Here is a 14,198-nt window from a genome sequence, read left to right as displayed (position 1 = left end):
GCGCGGGCAATTTAAGCTGGCCGGGGCACCCAAGCAAGCGCTTGGATCGAAGAACTGGCGGCCGTTTACAAACCAAGCGCTTGCTTGGTAGTCTCGGGCGACGTCGGCCGGAGGGAGCACCATGCCAAAAACGATACGTATCGGTTGTGCCAGCGCCTTCTGGGGCGATACCTGTACCGCTGCGGCGCAACTGGTCGAAGGCGCTGAACTGGACTACCTGGTGTTCGATTACCTGGCCGAGGTCACGATGTCGATCATGGCTGCCGCGCGCATGAAAGACCCTCGGGGCGGTTATGCCACGGACTTCATCGAAGTGCTCTCACCGCTGCTTCATCGTTTGCATGAACGCAAGATCCGCGTCATCAGCAATGCCGGCGGGGTCAACCCCCAGGCCTGCGCCGCCGCTCTACAAGCGGCTTGCGACAAGGCCGGCGTGCCCTTGAAGATCGCGGTGCTGCTGGGAGACGACCTGCAACCGCGATTCGAACAGCTCGCCAGCCAGGGCATTGCCGAGATGTTCAGCGGTGCGCCCCTACCGACGGTGTGCGTGTCCACCAACGCTTACCTGGGTGCCCCCGGCATTGTCGAGGCCTTGCATCTGGGAGCCGACATCGTGATCACCGGCCGGGTGGTCGACAGCGCCGTGGTCAGCGCGGCCCTGGTGCATGAGTTTGGTTGGGCCTGGCACGACTACGACAAACTGGCCCAAGCCGCATTGGCCGGGCACCTCATTGAGTGCGGGGCCCAATGCACAGGCGGTAATTTCACCGACTGGCGGGAGGTACCGGATTACGAGCACATCGGTTTTCCCATCGTTGAAGTCAGCGCCGACGGCCAATTCATCGTCACCAAGGCCGAAGGCACCGGCGGGCTGGTCACGCCGCTGACGGTCGGGGAACAACTGCTCTATGAAATCGGCGATCCCCAAGGCTATCTCTTGCCGGACGTGATCTGCGACTTCAGCCAGGTCAGGTTGATCCAGCAAGGCAAGCACGCCGTGCGCGTCCAAGGCGCCAAGGGCTTGCCGCCCACCGATCAATACAAGGTCTGCGCCACCTGGGCCGATGGTTTTCGCTGCACTGCCCTGTGCCTGATCGCCGGCATCGATGCGGTGGCCAAGGCCGAACGGGTCAGCCAGGCGATCATCGCCAGGACTTCGCAGTTGTTCAGTTCGCGCGGCTGGGCACCCTACAGCGAGGTGAACATCGAGCTGCTGGGCAGCGAAGCGACTTACGGCCAGCACGGCCGGCGCCAGGACAGCCGCGAAGTGGTGATCAAACTGGCGGTGCGCCACCCCGACAAACAGCCGCTGGTGCTGTTTTCCAGGGAGATCGCCCAGGCCGCCACCGGCATGGTGCCGGGGCTGACCGGCCTGATGGGTGGCCGCCCGACGGTGTATCCGCTGATTCGCCTGTTCTCGTTCCTGATCGACAAGTCCGCTTGCCGGCTCGACATCGAACTCGACGGGCAGAGTCATCCTTGCCTGCTGCCCACCGTCGAAGCGCTGCAAACCCGCGACTTGCCGGTCGCTCCCGACCTGCCCAAACCCCAGGGCCGGGCTGACGCCAGCGTGCCATTGGTCAAACTGGCGGTGGCGCGCTCCGGCGACAAGGGCAACCACAGCAACATCGGCGTCATCGCCCGGGCCCCCGAATACTTGCCGTGGATCGCCGAGGCGCTAACGCCCCAGGTGTTGGTTGACTGGATGAGCCACGTGCTCGACCCACTGCTGGGGCGCGTCGAGCGCTGGTATCTGCCGGCCACCCACAGCCTGAACTTCGTGCTGGAAAATGCCCTTGGCGGGGGCGGTATCGCCAGCCTGCGCATCGATCCGCAGGGCAAGGCGTTCGCTCAGCAGTTGCTGGAGATCCAGATACCGGTGCCACAGAGCATCGCCGATCAGGTCAATTAAAGGACGCTCGCCACAGCGTCGGTTCGAGCACAAGGAACACTTATGCCAGTCATCGAATCGCACCTTGACCCTCACAGCGCCGACTTCGCCCGCAACCACGCGGCCATGCTGGCTGGCGTGGCACACCTGCGTCAGATCGAACAGACGGTGCTGGAGAAAGCCGCCCTGGCCCAGGCCAGGTTCGAGCAACGCGGCCAACTGCTGCCGCGCGAGCGTCTGAACCTGCTGCTGGACCCCGGCGCGCCGTTCCTGGAACTGGCGAGCCTGGCCGGCTACAAACTCCATGACGACAAAGATGGCAGCCAGGCCGGTGGCGGCTTGATCGCGGGGATCGGCTACGTATCCGGCGCTCAGGTATTGGTGGTGGCGAACAACAGCGCGATCAAGGGTGGGACCATCTCTCCCAGCGGCTTGAACAAGACCCTGCGTCTGCAACAGATCGCCATGGAGAACAAACTGCCGGTCATCACCTTGGCCGAAAGCGGCGGCGCCAATCTCAACTATGCCGCGCAGATTTTTGTCGAAGGTGCGCGCAGCTTCGCCAATCAGGCGCGGATGTCCGCCATGGGCTTGCCGCAGATTACCGTGGTGCATGGTTCGGCCACGGCGGGCGGGGCCTACCAGCCGGGGCTCTCGGATTACGTGGTGGTGGTGCGCGACAAAGCACGGCTGTTTCTGGCCGGGCCACCGCTGCTCAAAGCCGCCACTGGCGAAATCGCCACAGAAGAAGAACTGGGCGGTGCGCAAATGCATGCGCAGGTGGCCGGCACCGCTGAATACCTGGCCGAGAATGACGCCGATGGCATACGCCTGGCCCGGGAGATCGTCAGCCTGTTGCCCTGGAACGAGCAACAGCCGCCACAGCCTGAACGCACCTGGAAAGAGCCGCTCTACCCGGCCGATGAGTTGCTGGGGTTGATCCCCGACGACCCGAAAAAGCCCTATGACGTGCGGGAAATCGTCGCCCGTATCGCCGACGGTTCGGACTTCCTGGAATTCAAAAGCGAGTTCGATCAACAGACGATTTGTGGCCACCTGCGCATTCGTGGCCATGCCTGTGGCCTGATCGGCAACAACGGCCCGATCACACCCAAGGGCGCGAGCAAGGCCGCGCAGTTCATCCAGCTGTGCGACCAGAGCCGCACACCGCTGCTGTTCCTGCACAACACCACCGGATTCATGGTCGGCACCGAGTCGGAACAACAAGGCGTGATCAAGCATGGGGCAAAGATGATCCAGGCCGTGGCCAACGCCCGGGTGCCGAAGCTGACGGTCGTGGTGGGCGGTTCCTACGGCGCCGGCAACTACGCCATGTGCGGCCGAGGGCTGGACCCACGCTTCATCTTCGCCTGGCCCAACAGCCACACAGCGGTGATGGGTGGCGCCCAGGCCGGCAAGGTTTTGCGCATCGTCACGCAGGCGACGCAGATCAAGAATGGCCTCACCCCCGACCCGAAGATGCTGGACCTGCTTGAACAAACCACTGCGCAGACACTCGACAGCCAGTCCACTGCGCTATACGGCAGCGCCAACCTGTGGGATGACGGGCTCATCGACCCGCGCGACACCCGCACGTTGCTAGGCTACCTGCTGGACATCTGCCACGCGGCTGAGCTGCGGCCGCTGCAACCCAACAGTTTCGGTGTGGCCCGTTTCTGAACGTGTGAAGGACTTTTGATCGCTGCCCACAGGAGAACAATAAAAATGATCTTCACCCAGGAACACGCAGCGCTGCGGCGCACCGTTCGCCAGTTTGTCGACCAGCAGATAAACCCCTATGTCGACGAATGGGAGAAGGCCGGACGGTTTCCCATCCACGAGGTTTTCCGCAAGGCCGGTGCACTGGGATTGCTGGGTATATCCAAGCCGGAGCAGTTCGGCGGCATGGGCCTGGACTACAGCTATTCGATCGTCGCCGCCGAGGAGTTCGGCACCATTCATTGTGGCGGCGTGCCGATGTCCATCGGCGTGCAGACCGACATGTGCACCCCGGCCCTGGCGCGTTTCGGCTCCGATGAGCTGCGTGAAGCATTCTTGCGCCCGGCCATCAGCGGTGAGCAGGTCGGTTGCATCGGCGTCTCGGAAGTCGGGGCCGGCTCTGATGTCGCCGGGCTCAAGACCACGGCCCGCAAGGATGGCGATGACTACGTCATCAACGGCAGCAAGATGTGGATCACCAATTCACCGAGCGCCGATTTCATGTGCCTGCTGGCCAACACGTCGGACGACAAGCCCCACATCAACAAATCACTGATCATGGTACCGATGAACAGCCCTGGTATCAGCCTCGGCGGGCACCTGGACAAGCTAGGCATGCGCAGCTCGGAAACCGCCCAGGTGTTCTTTGACGACGTACGGGTGCCGCAACGCAATCGCGTGGGTCAGGAAGGTGCCGGATTCATGATGCAGATGTTGCAGTTCCAGGAAGAACGCCTGTTCGGCGCGGCGAACATGCTCAAGGGGCTGGAGCACTGCATCGACAGCACCGTCGAGTACTGCAAGCAGCGCAAGACCTTCGGCACCGCCCTGATCGACAACCAGGTGATCCACTTTCGCCTGGCGGAACTGGCCAGCGAAATCGAATGCCTGCGGGCGCTGGTCTACCAGGCCACCGAGCAGTACATCAACGGCCAGGATGTGACGCGGCTAGCGTCCATGGCCAAGCTCAAGGCCGGGCGCCTGGCGCGGGAAGTCACCGACAGTTGCCTGCAATACTGGGGCGGCATGGGTTTCATGTGGGACAACCCGGTGGCGCGGGCGTATCGCGACGTGCGACTGGTGTCCATCGGTGCCGGTGCGGACGAGATCATGCTAGGCATCATCTGCAAACTCATGGGCATTTTGCCGGGCAAGAAAAAATGACTACGTCGCCTGCCAGGCCGCCATCGAAATTTGACTGTGTTGACCCTCCATTGTGGGAGCGAGCCTGCTCGCGATGAGGCCCTGACAGCCACCGTAAAACCCAGGAATGACCACCATGCCCGCCTTCAGCAAGATCCTCATCGCCAACCGCGGTGAAATCGCCTGCCGGATCCAGCGCACCGCCCAGGCCCTGGGCTATCGCACCGTGGCGGTGTTCAGCGAGGCCGACGCCGACGCGCTGCATGTGCGCATGGCCGATGAAGCGGTACTCATCGGCGCGGCACCGGTGCCACAGTCCTACCTCAATCAGCCGGCCATCCTCGATGCCGCCCGGCGAACTGGCGCCGACGCCATCCACCCCGGCTACGGTTTGCTCGCGGAAAACGCCGGGTTCGCCAAGGCCTGCGAAGCGGCCGGTATCGTGTTCATCGGCCCCAGCCCCGACGCCATCGACCTGATGGGCAGCAAACGCCGGTCGAAAATCGCTATGCTCGCCGCCGGCGTACCGTGCATCGCCGGTTACCAAGGCGCGGCCCAGGATGACGACACGCTGACTCGCGAAGCCGCCCGCATCGGCTATCCGTTGATGATCAAGGCCAGCGCCGGCGGTGGTGGCCGAGGCATGCGCCTGGTTTGGCGGGATGAAGACCTGCTAGAACAGTTACGCACCGCGCGCTCCGAGGCGCTGCATGGTTTTGGCAACGATGAGTTGATCCTCGAACAAGCCTTGATCAATCCGCGGCATGTGGAAATCCAGATTTTCGGTGACCATCACGGCAATCTGCTCCATTTGGGCGAAAGGGACTGCTCGATCCAGCGACGCCACCAGAAAATCATTGAAGAAGCGCCCTGCCCGGTCATGACCACCGATCTGCGCCAGGCCATGGGTGACGCCGCGCTCAAGGCTGGCCGTGCGGTCAATTATGTGGGGGCCGGGACTGTGGAGTTTTTGCTCGCCCCGGACGGCGGTTTTTACTTTCTGGAGATGAACACGCGCCTACAGGTCGAACATCCGGTCACCGAGCTGATCACCGGACTGGACCTGGTGGCCTGGCAACTGGATGTGGCCGCCGGCCTGCCACTGCCCCTGCGCCAGAACCAGGTCCAGTTCAGTGGTCATGCCATGGAAGTACGGTTGTATGCCGAAGACCCGGCTGCGAACTTTCTGCCGCAAACCGGCCATTTGCTCAGTTGGCAACCCCCTATCCGCGACGGTGTACGAATCGACCATGGTTTGCTTGAAGGCCAGACCATCACCCCGTTCTACGACCCAATGCTGGGCAAAGTCATCGCCCACGGCGCCACCCGTGAAGAGGCCCGACGCAAATTGCTGCGCGCCGTGGAGGACTGCGTGCTCCTGGGTGTACAGGCCAATCAGCGCTTGCTGGCGGGGCTGTTGGCTCATCCACAATTCATTGATGGAGATTTCGGCACCGGTTTCATCCAGCAACATTTCGCCGATCATCCCGCCCTGCAGATCCATGCCCCCTCGGCTGAGCAGCTCGCCATCGCCGCAGCCTTGTTCTATCAGTCCATGCATGCACGTCATGCGCCCGATCTGGGAGGATGGAGCAACAACAGCGGCACGGTGCGGCGCTATCGCATTGGCCTGGGCGAGCGCGACTGGCCCCTGATCCTGACCGCCGAAACCGGCGGCACGCTGCATCTCCGGGTAGCCGAGCGTGTGATCGAGTTGAAGTTGCTCGAAGCTGATCAGTGCGGCGCAACGCTGATGATCGACGGCATTCGCCAACGCCATGCCTGGCACCTCGATGGTAATGACCTGTGGCTGTTCACTCGCCCCGGCGGCCTGCATTTGCAGGATCGGACCCAGGCCCCCATCGCCGCCAGAACCAACGTCAGCGATGGCTCCCTCAAGGCGCCAATGGACGGCGCTATCGTCGAAGTACTGGTCAGTGAAGGGACGGCAGTACGCCAGGGACAGCTACTGATGGTGCTCGAAGCGATGAAAATGGAGCACCCACTCAAGGCAGGTATTGATGGAGTGGTCAGGACCTTACAAGTCAAGCCAGGCGATCAGGTGAAAAACCGCCAGTTATTATTGCAGGTTGAAACAGCGCACTAGGCGGATGCGCAGGGTTTGACTACGCTCAAACCCATCAGCACGCCGATACCGGGAACCTTGCGATGCCTCACTGGCTGGTGATTGATCTGGAGGCCACCACCGATGAAGGTGGCTGGCCGGTAACCGAAATGGAAATTATCGAAATCGGCGCCACGCTGGTGAATCGGGATGGCCGCGAGCTGGACCACTTCCAGCGGTTCGTAAAGCCGTTGAGGCGTCCCTTGCTCACACCTTTCTGTCGCGAGCTGACCCATATCACCCAGGCCAATATCGACAGCGCCGCGCCTTTGACCGAGGTCTGGCCGGCGTTCGAACGCTGGCTGGCGCAGTATCACGCGAACCTGGAGAGCTGGGTCAGTTGGGGCGATTACGACCGCAAGCAATTGCTTCAGGAATGGCAGCATCAGCGGTTGCACAGTTTTCTCGGCCAAGTGCCGCACATGAACCTCAAGCAGCGCTTCGCCAAAGCCCGCCGGCTGGAGCGACCGCTGGGGCTCAACGGGGCGCTGCAACTGGCCGGCCTGCAATTCTGCGGTCAACAACACCGGGCCCTGGAAGATGCGCGCAATACGGCGCGGTTATTACCCCTGGTACTCCCAGGCTGAACGCGAGCCACGACGGCGGCGCGGCAGATGACGAACGTTGCAGCCTTGTGCATACTGGCCGGCCTTTTCCAGCCCCTTTTTTCGAGGAATCGCCCATGTTTAAAGTCAACGAGTACTTCGACGGCACCGTCAAGTCGATCGCTTTCGGCACTGCCGAAGGCCCTGCGACCATCGGCGTCATGGCTGCGGGCGAATACGAGTTCGGCACGGCCCAGCGGGAAATCATGCATGTCGTCTCCGGCGCCCTGACCGTGAAACTGCCCGACAGCACCGACTGGGAAACCTTCGAGGCCGGCAGCCAGTTCAATGTACCGGCCAATAGCAAGTTCCAGCTCAAGGTCGCCGTCGACACCGCCTACCTGTGCGAATACCGCGGCTGAGTCTGTGGCGAGGGGATTTATCCCCGCTGGGCTGCGCAGCAGCCCCAAAAGACTGAACACAGTCAGCCTGATACACCGAGGCTGCAGGTCTTTAGGCTGCTGTGCAGCCCAGCGGGGATAAATCCCCTCGCCACAAAAGCCCCAGCGTGGTATCGGGAATGAAAAATGCCCGTGTCCGGTGGACACGGGCATTGTTTTTTCAGAAGCGGTGTTTATTCGAGCACTTCAACCGGCATGCCCACTTCAAGCCAACCATTGCTGTCATTGACCAGGTTCTGGCCGAACATCGCACCGTCCGGTGTCGAACGATACTGCTGCAACGTGGCGAAGGGTTCGCGGTCAGGGTCGCGTTCGCCGGTTTGCGGATCGACCGTGGTCATGATGCAGCGCGAGCAGGGCTTGACCAGCCGGAACTCCACATCGCCGATACGAATGCGCTTCCAGCCATCCTCGGCAAATGCCTCGCTGCCCTCGATAACCAGGTTGGGACGAAAGCGCAGCATCTCCAAAGGGCGGCCGACCCGATCGGACACGTCCTGCAAAGAGGCCTGGCCGATCAGCAGCAAGGGGAAACCGTCCGCGAACGCCACCTTGTCGTCATCCTTGCCGTAACCGGCGGCGGTGGTGCGCGCCAGTTCTACCGGAACGTGAACCAGCCGGGTGGGCTTGCCGATGAATTCGCTGACCCAGGCCGCTGCCTCGTCACCGGCATCCGGTACGCGCAAGGTGTCGCGCCAGATGATCACACCACGTCGCTGCTCTTCGTCGGCAGGTGGCAGCGGTACATCCAGCGAGGCAAAACCTGGCGCACTGAGCGTCAGACCGCCTGCCTCGTTCCACAATGCCGAGAGCTGGCTCATTTGAATCACTGCCCGCTGGGTCAGGAAACGCCCGGTGCCCTCGTCCACCAGCATCCAGCGCCGGTCACCGTCCAGGCCCAGCTTGTCCAGGCCTATGCCTTGCAGGAGCTGACCCTTGCCGGACTTCAACGGATAACGATACAACGCGCTCAGCCGCAACATGCTCGACTTCCCTGGTGACGAAAAACGCCACCTTATACGAGCCGGCCATTGAAGCAAACCATGATCAGCCTCAGTCGAGCATCAGTCGCTGGCGCACCACGTCAACCAGCTTGTCCGGCTGGAATTTGGAGAGGAAGTTGTCGCAGCCGACCTTCTTGACCATCGAATCGTTGAAGCTGCCGGACAGCGAGGTGTGCAGCACTACGTAGAGGCCCCGCAAACGAGGGTCGTTGCGGATCTCGGTGGTCAGGCGATAGCCGTCCATTTCCGGCATTTCCGCGTCGGTGAAAATCATCAGTAATTTATCGGTCATCACTTCGCCAGTATCGGCCCAGGCCTTGAGCATGTTCAGGGCTTTCAAACCGTCGCTGGCAACGTGCATTTTCACACCCAACTGACCCAGCGTATCGCGCAGTTGAGAGAGCGCGACATTGGAGTCGTCCACCAGCAGCACTTCGCGTCCGCGGGCGCGCTCCAGTACCGGATCTTCGAGTTTGTCCCGGGAAACCTTGGCGTTGTAAGGCACGATTTCAGCCAGGACTTTTTCCACGTCGATGATTTCCACCAACTGGTCATCAACCTTGCTGATCGCCGTCAGGTAGTGCTCACGTCCGGCGCTGGTCGGCGGCGGCAAGATGGCTTCCCAGTTCATATTGACGATGCGGTCCACGCCGCCCACCAGGAACGCCTGAACCGAACGGTTGTACTCGGTGACGATAATGGTGCTGTTCGGTCCCGGCACCAGCGGACGCATACCGATGGCCTGGGACAGGTCGATCACCGGCAACGTCTGGCCCCTCAGATTGACTACGCCGCACACAAACGGATGGCGCTGCGGCATCAACGTCAGCTTCGGCAACTGCAGCACTTCCTGGACCTTGAACACGTTAATGGCGAACAACTGCCGCCCCGCCAGGCGAAACATGAGAATTTCCAGGCGATTCTCACCCACCAGTTGGGTTCGTTGATCTACTGTATCGAGAATGCCGGCCATCTATGACTCCTGGGCTTGTTCGGATGAATCCATAAAGGAGATATCGGCCGTGCAGGCCGGATCTTGACCCCTGTATAAAATGTCGCGCAGGGCATTGATGTCACATTAGCATCATGCTTTACTGGCTTCACAGATTTCATCCCTCAAGTTCTGCGCGGCGCGACCTCAGCTTGCGCACAAAGTTCCCCCGCCTAGGGGTTTCCCCTAGCAACAATCAGGTGCAACCTGATATTCCCGCTATCCAATAGCCATTAATGTGACGCCATTCTCATTGCTGAACGGAGTCAGGCTTTTGTGCGCGACCGCAGGACACCGGACTTCCAGCCATTTGGCCGATCCCGCCAGTGCAATCGTTTGCGAGCATGCCTTTGTCTACGGGCGAAAGAGTGCCTGCGGGTCTTCGTTAGTTGCCGGCCGTGAATTCCTGCCGTTCGCCACACGCGATTTTCTTGCGTCTGACATGATGTTGTGGAGATAAGCATGCCGAACGATCGTAAAAACTGGAATCAGCGCCTTCCCGAATTTCTGATCGAGGCCGAAACGCTTTTGGCCAAGTCAGAGGAATGCCTAAGCCACCTGCAACTGATCAACGACGACAGGGACGCCATTGATTGCATGCTCAGTACCTTGCTGAAGCTGGCAAACAAGGCCGACGCCCTGGCGCTGGAAGCCATTTCAGAATTTTCGCTGCATATTCATGGCTTGCTCAGCAACGCGCAAAGTCACGTTGAATTGCATGATCAGGCGCTGGGCGCGCTGAAGGATTGCTTCACCCTGATGGCCTGGCAACTGGAACTGGTCGATCACACCACCGGCCAGCTCAGCCTGGACAGCAGCGAACAGACCTCGTTGATCGAAGCCTTTGCCTTCCAGGTAGGCCAGAGTCCTGGCCAGACATTGCCTGCTTCGCGCCCCCTGGGTTTGGTGCCCTACTCACAAAAACAGGCCTGAGGCCGATGAATGCGGTTCGACCTGATGCGGCTGACACTTGGCACTTTCACGCCACCATGCTGAACGCGACCAACGAAATATGAAGTGGTACTATCTCCCGCGTCAGTGGCCTCAAGATAGTGGCATTAAGCCGCCAACTGAGGCTGCCTTCGACCTGAAACGTTTACCCGTCCCGGCCTGTCAGATACGCTGACTGGCCTGCCCGCAGCGAACATTCATTGGCTCCATCCGTCATGTACGCCAGCCTCAAGTCAATCATCACCTGGCCACCCTCCCGAGAAAATGCCCGCCGTTTCACGTTGTCGTTGTGCATCTGCTCAACCCTTGGCAGCCTGCTGGTCTACCTGTTGGCCTCTACCGTACCCCTGAGTTTGCTGGCGCTGAATATCGCGGCCACGACCTGCGTCTGGATCCAGCATCGCCTGTCACACAAATCCATCAAGTTCCAGCCCCAGGAGTTGGCCGATCGGTTGCTTGAGGTCCAGGAAAATGAGCGCCATCGGCTCAGCCGTGAATTGCACGACGATATCGGCCAGTTGCTGACCGCGGCAAAACTGCAAAGCGAATGGCTCAAGCGCCGTATTCCGGAAGAACTGCAGGGCCAGTGCACGATCCTCTGCGAGACGCTGGACGAAACGCTCAACAAGGTTCGCGACGTCTCAGCCATTCTCAACCCAAGACAACTGACCAGCCTGGGACTTGAAGCCAGCCTGCGCGCGCACCTGCTCAAGACGCTGGCTAACACACCGCTGAAATGGAGCCTGGACTGTCAACAACGCATGACCGGTATCCCTGAGGAAATGACGGTCGCCGCGTTTCGAATCACCCAGGAAGCCGTGACCAATATTTTGCGCCATGCCCAGGCGAAAAACCTGCTGGTGCGCCTGCAACGCTTGCCCGAAGGCCTGACCCTGTTGATCAGCGACGATGGCAAAGGATTCGTCCCGGCCTCCCACCCCGCTCACGAAGGACAACGCGGCATGGCCGGCATGTCGGAGCGGGTTGAACAACTGGGCGGCACCTTGAAGGTCATCAGCGAGGCCGGCAAAGGTACCCATATTGAGGCAAGCTTTCCCTGGACGCCTCGCGCCCTGGAACGGGCCAGCAAGAATAAGGTTCTCCATTGATTTGTAACTTGCTTCTGATAGATGACCACTCGCTGATCAGGGCCGGCGTGCGCGCCCTGGTCATGGATCTGCCCGGATATGCCGTGATCGGCGAAGCCAGTGACGGGACGCAATTGCTGGAACTGGTTGAACGGCTGGTTCCAGATATCGTCTTGCTGGATATATCCATGAAAGACACCTGCGGCCTGGACGCGCTGCAACAGCTCAAGCGCGTGCGTCCCCAGAGCAAAGTACTGATTCTGTCGATGCACACCGATCCGGCGTTGATCATGCAGGCACTGGAATCCGGAGCCCATGGCTATCTGCTCAAGGACACCACCGCCACCGAGCTGGAACACGCGCTGGAAGCTCTGCGCAACAACGAACGCTACCTGAGCCCTGCCATTGCCCACACCGTGATCAACCAGGCACTGACCCGCGTCCAGAAGCCGCAACCCGATCCTGGCCAGGCTCATAATCTGACCGCCCGCCAACTGGAGATCCTGCGGTTGATCGTGCGCGGCAAGTCCACCCGGGAAATCGCCAACGGCCTGAGCCTGAGCATCAAGACCATAGAAACCCACCGGGCGCAAATCATGAAACGCCTACAGATCCATGATGTGGCCGGGCTGGTGCTGTTCGCAGTGCGTGAGCAGATCATCAGCCTGGACGATTAAGCGCCACCGAGGTACTCAGCAAAGGCGAATCGGAGGGCAGGTGAACACGCAGCGCTTTCGCCCGGACAGTGAAACGCAAACTTTCGACCTGCAGCGGTTCGCCATCAAGATTGATATCCAGGCCTTGAGCGACCTTGATTTCCACCCATGGCAGGCGTGCGCGCACGAACATATTGTCGATCCCCAGGCCACCGGCCAGCAAATCCTTCAGGGTGCTGACCACTTCCTGAGGCGCCGGCAGGACACTGATGTCCAGCATTCCATCATCGACCAGCGCCTCAGGGCACAGTACATGCCCCCCTCCGGCCTGCCGGCCATTGCCGATACCCAGCGCCAGCAAATCACCCTGCCAGTGGAAATCCGGGCCCTGCAGCTCACCGTAGGCCGCACTCAGTTCACTGAAACGTGATAAACCGGTGAACAGATAGGCGGCGCCACCCAAGACCTTTTTCAAGTCCTCGGAGGTGTTCGCCGTCACTTGGCTGCCAAAACCGCCCGTGGCCATGTTCAGGAAAATCTGACCGCCCACTTCCCCCAGGTCGATGGCCTGGGGCGTGACATCCAGCAGATCCAGGGCCTGCTCCGGCTCCAGCGGGATACCGGCGGCACGGGCAAAATCATTGGCCGTACCCAGCGGCAGCAATACCAGGCTGACCTCACTCGATTGACGCGCGATCGCCTCGGCGATATCACGCAAGGTCCCGTCCCCACCGCCGGCGATCAGAGTCGTGTAACCGGCATCCAGCGCCTCATCGACACAGCGTCGAGCATCGCCGGCCTCCCACGTCAGTCGGACCGCAAGGTCCCAGCCCTGCTTGCGCTTGAGCATTACTGCGGCGCGAACCTCATCGTTGAGCGCTTGCTTGCCATGCAAAATCAACAGCGCCTTGCCTTTGCTCATTATTATCTCCGTCATGGGAAGGTTCAGAGAATGGGACCACTCACACGGCCGAAAAAGCCCGGACCGATTCAATTTAAATAAAAGACTGCGCTGCGCGCCCATGGGGAAACCGGCGGACAGCCCGCCTGCCGCTAACTTCTCGACTCGAAGAATTTTCTTACAAGAACTGGCGAATCAGCTCAATTGACCCTTCAACGGTATTGAGACACTTTGGTGCTCTGTTGTGCTGGATCGTTTAAATGCTCATTACACAAGGATGTCTTAACCCATGGATGGATACGTCACGGCCCGCAGGGGCCGGAACAGTGGTTCGAACAGTTATGGCCAAAGGGATGAAACGCCCCATGCATAGCCATAAATACAAGCTGTCACCCCGGCAGCTCGCATCATTTGGAAGCGAACAGGCCAACGTTCAAAACGAATGCAAAAGTTGCAGTAATCCCGCAGGAGGAATTGATTTGGAACCGCGCGTCGTTGAACTGGAAACCCACCTTAAATACATCCGTAAAGACATGGATGAAATCCGAACCGATGTGAAGGTGATCCGCCACAGGCTCGCCTATTCGGCAGGCGCAGCAGCGGTGGTCTTTGGCCTGCTGGGCTGGATTGCGAACAGTCGATTCGATCAACTGGTCATGCTGCTCTCGCGATAAATTCGATGGGCATGAAAAGCCCGAGCACTCGACTCGGGCCGATACCCCA

General features: G+C 60.5%; 13 protein-coding genes. 10 read left to right on the top strand and 3 right to left on the bottom strand.

Annotated features, from left to right (window positions below):
- Nucleotides 1-121: 121 nt before the first annotated feature.
- The 6 genes from BM132_RS23095 (at nt 122) to BM132_RS23070 (ending at nt 7,845) form a co-directional block, all read left to right on the top strand.
- The gene (locus tag BM132_RS23095; RefSeq protein WP_092458984.1) at nt 122-1,912 is read left to right on the top strand and encodes an acyclic terpene utilization AtuA family protein; all 1,791 of its coding nucleotides are present in this window, start codon (nt 122-124) and stop codon (nt 1,910-1,912) included.
- A 42-nt stretch (nt 1,913-1,954) separates the two neighbouring features.
- Nucleotides 1,955-3,571 carry a geranyl-CoA carboxylase subunit beta gene (gene atuC, locus BM132_RS23090; protein WP_092458982.1) on the top strand — a complete coding sequence of 539 codons (1,617 nt, stop codon included), beginning with the start codon at nt 1,955-1,957 and terminating at the stop codon, nt 3,569-3,571.
- Between the two features lie 45 nt (nt 3,572-3,616).
- Nucleotides 3,617-4,774, top strand: coding sequence for a citronellyl-CoA dehydrogenase (gene atuD, locus BM132_RS23085; protein WP_092458980.1), 1,158 nt, complete (start codon nt 3,617-3,619; stop codon nt 4,772-4,774).
- A gap of 115 nt (nt 4,775-4,889) precedes the next feature.
- Nucleotides 4,890-6,860, top strand: a complete 1,971-nt coding sequence (locus BM132_RS23080; protein WP_092458978.1) for an acetyl/propionyl/methylcrotonyl-CoA carboxylase subunit alpha — start codon at nt 4,890-4,892, stop codon at nt 6,858-6,860.
- Nucleotides 6,861-6,922: 62 nt separating this feature from the next.
- Nucleotides 6,923-7,465, top strand: a complete 543-nt coding sequence (locus tag BM132_RS23075) for a 3'-5' exonuclease (RefSeq protein WP_047226403.1) — start codon at nt 6,923-6,925, stop codon at nt 7,463-7,465.
- Nucleotides 7,466-7,560: 95 nt separating this feature from the next.
- Nucleotides 7,561-7,845, top strand: a complete 285-nt coding sequence (locus tag BM132_RS23070) for a pyrimidine/purine nucleoside phosphorylase (protein WP_047226402.1) — start codon at nt 7,561-7,563, stop codon at nt 7,843-7,845.
- A 212-nt stretch (nt 7,846-8,057) separates the two neighbouring features.
- On the opposite strand, the gene BM132_RS23065 is transcribed toward BM132_RS23070, so the two are convergent.
- Nucleotides 8,058-8,867 (bottom strand): MOSC domain-containing protein, encoded by an 810-nt coding sequence (locus BM132_RS23065; protein ID WP_092458976.1) that lies wholly within the window; start codon nt 8,865-8,867, stop codon nt 8,058-8,060.
- Nucleotides 8,868-8,937: 70 nt separating this feature from the next.
- A complete protein-coding gene (locus BM132_RS23060; RefSeq protein ID WP_092401851.1) occupies nt 8,938-9,861 on the bottom strand; it encodes a chemotaxis protein CheV in 924 nt (307 codons plus the stop codon).
- Nucleotides 9,862-10,341: 480 nt separating this feature from the next.
- On the opposite strand from BM132_RS23060, the gene BM132_RS23055 reads away from it, so the two are divergent.
- The 3 genes from BM132_RS23055 (at nt 10,342) to BM132_RS23045 (ending at nt 12,595) form a co-directional block, all read left to right on the top strand.
- Complete coding sequence (locus BM132_RS23055) at nt 10,342-10,812, top strand: hypothetical protein (RefSeq protein WP_092401854.1); 471 nt, start codon at nt 10,342-10,344, stop codon at nt 10,810-10,812.
- A gap of 233 nt (nt 10,813-11,045) precedes the next feature.
- Nucleotides 11,046-11,939, top strand: coding sequence for a sensor histidine kinase (locus tag BM132_RS23050; RefSeq protein WP_092401857.1), 894 nt, complete (start codon nt 11,046-11,048; stop codon nt 11,937-11,939).
- Nucleotides 11,936-12,595, top strand: a complete 660-nt coding sequence (locus BM132_RS23045) for a response regulator (RefSeq protein WP_092401859.1) — start codon at nt 11,936-11,938, stop codon at nt 12,593-12,595. Before BM132_RS23050 ends, BM132_RS23045 begins: the two co-directional genes overlap by 4 nt.
- Here the strand turns inward: BM132_RS23045 and yegS are convergent.
- Nucleotides 12,579-13,496, bottom strand: a complete 918-nt coding sequence (gene yegS / locus BM132_RS23040) for a lipid kinase YegS (protein WP_092458974.1) — start codon at nt 13,494-13,496, stop codon at nt 12,579-12,581. The genes BM132_RS23045 and yegS overlap by 17 nt on opposite strands.
- Nucleotides 13,497-13,840: 344 nt before the next feature.
- Between yegS and BM132_RS28755 the strand changes: the two genes are divergently transcribed.
- Complete coding sequence (locus BM132_RS28755; protein ID WP_225248412.1) at nt 13,841-14,149, top strand: hypothetical protein; 309 nt, start codon at nt 13,841-13,843, stop codon at nt 14,147-14,149.
- Nucleotides 14,150-14,198: the final 49 nt, after the last annotated feature.

The organism is Pseudomonas sp. NFACC45 (assembly GCF_900113505.1).
In the GTDB taxonomy this organism is placed as follows: domain Bacteria; phylum Pseudomonadota; class Gammaproteobacteria; order Pseudomonadales; family Pseudomonadaceae; genus Aquipseudomonas; species Aquipseudomonas tehranensis.
Note: the sequence above shows the minus strand (reverse complement) of the source record. Positions and strands in the feature narration are given on the sequence as shown.

Excerpts from the sequence above, each read along its gene's own strand:
- BM132_RS23055 (WP_092401854.1), top strand. The coding sequence starts at position 10,342 with ATGCCGAACGATCGTAAAAACTGGAATCAGCGCCTTCCCGAATTTCTG.
- BM132_RS23065 (WP_092458976.1), bottom strand. The coding sequence starts at position 8,867 with ATGTTGCGGCTGAGCGCGTTGTATCGTTATCCGTTGAAGTCCGGCAAG.
- yegS (WP_092458974.1), bottom strand. The coding sequence starts at position 13,496 with ATGAGCAAAGGCAAGGCGCTGTTGATTTTGCATGGCAAGCAAGCGCTC.
- atuD (WP_092458980.1), top strand. The coding sequence starts at position 3,617 with ATGATCTTCACCCAGGAACACGCAGCGCTGCGGCGCACCGTTCGCCAG.
- BM132_RS23060 (WP_092401851.1), bottom strand. The coding sequence starts at position 9,861 with ATGGCCGGCATTCTCGATACAGTAGATCAACGAACCCAACTGGTGGGT.
- BM132_RS23050 (WP_092401857.1), top strand. The coding sequence starts at position 11,046 with ATGTACGCCAGCCTCAAGTCAATCATCACCTGGCCACCCTCCCGAGAA.
- atuC (WP_092458982.1), top strand. The coding sequence starts at position 1,955 with ATGCCAGTCATCGAATCGCACCTTGACCCTCACAGCGCCGACTTCGCC.
- BM132_RS23070 (WP_047226402.1), top strand. The coding sequence starts at position 7,561 with ATGTTTAAAGTCAACGAGTACTTCGACGGCACCGTCAAGTCGATCGCT.
- BM132_RS28755 (WP_225248412.1), top strand. The coding sequence starts at position 13,841 with ATGCATAGCCATAAATACAAGCTGTCACCCCGGCAGCTCGCATCATTT.
- BM132_RS23080 (WP_092458978.1), top strand. The coding sequence starts at position 4,890 with ATGCCCGCCTTCAGCAAGATCCTCATCGCCAACCGCGGTGAAATCGCC.
- BM132_RS23095 (WP_092458984.1), top strand. The coding sequence starts at position 122 with ATGCCAAAAACGATACGTATCGGTTGTGCCAGCGCCTTCTGGGGCGAT.
- BM132_RS23075 (WP_047226403.1), top strand. The coding sequence starts at position 6,923 with ATGCCTCACTGGCTGGTGATTGATCTGGAGGCCACCACCGATGAAGGT.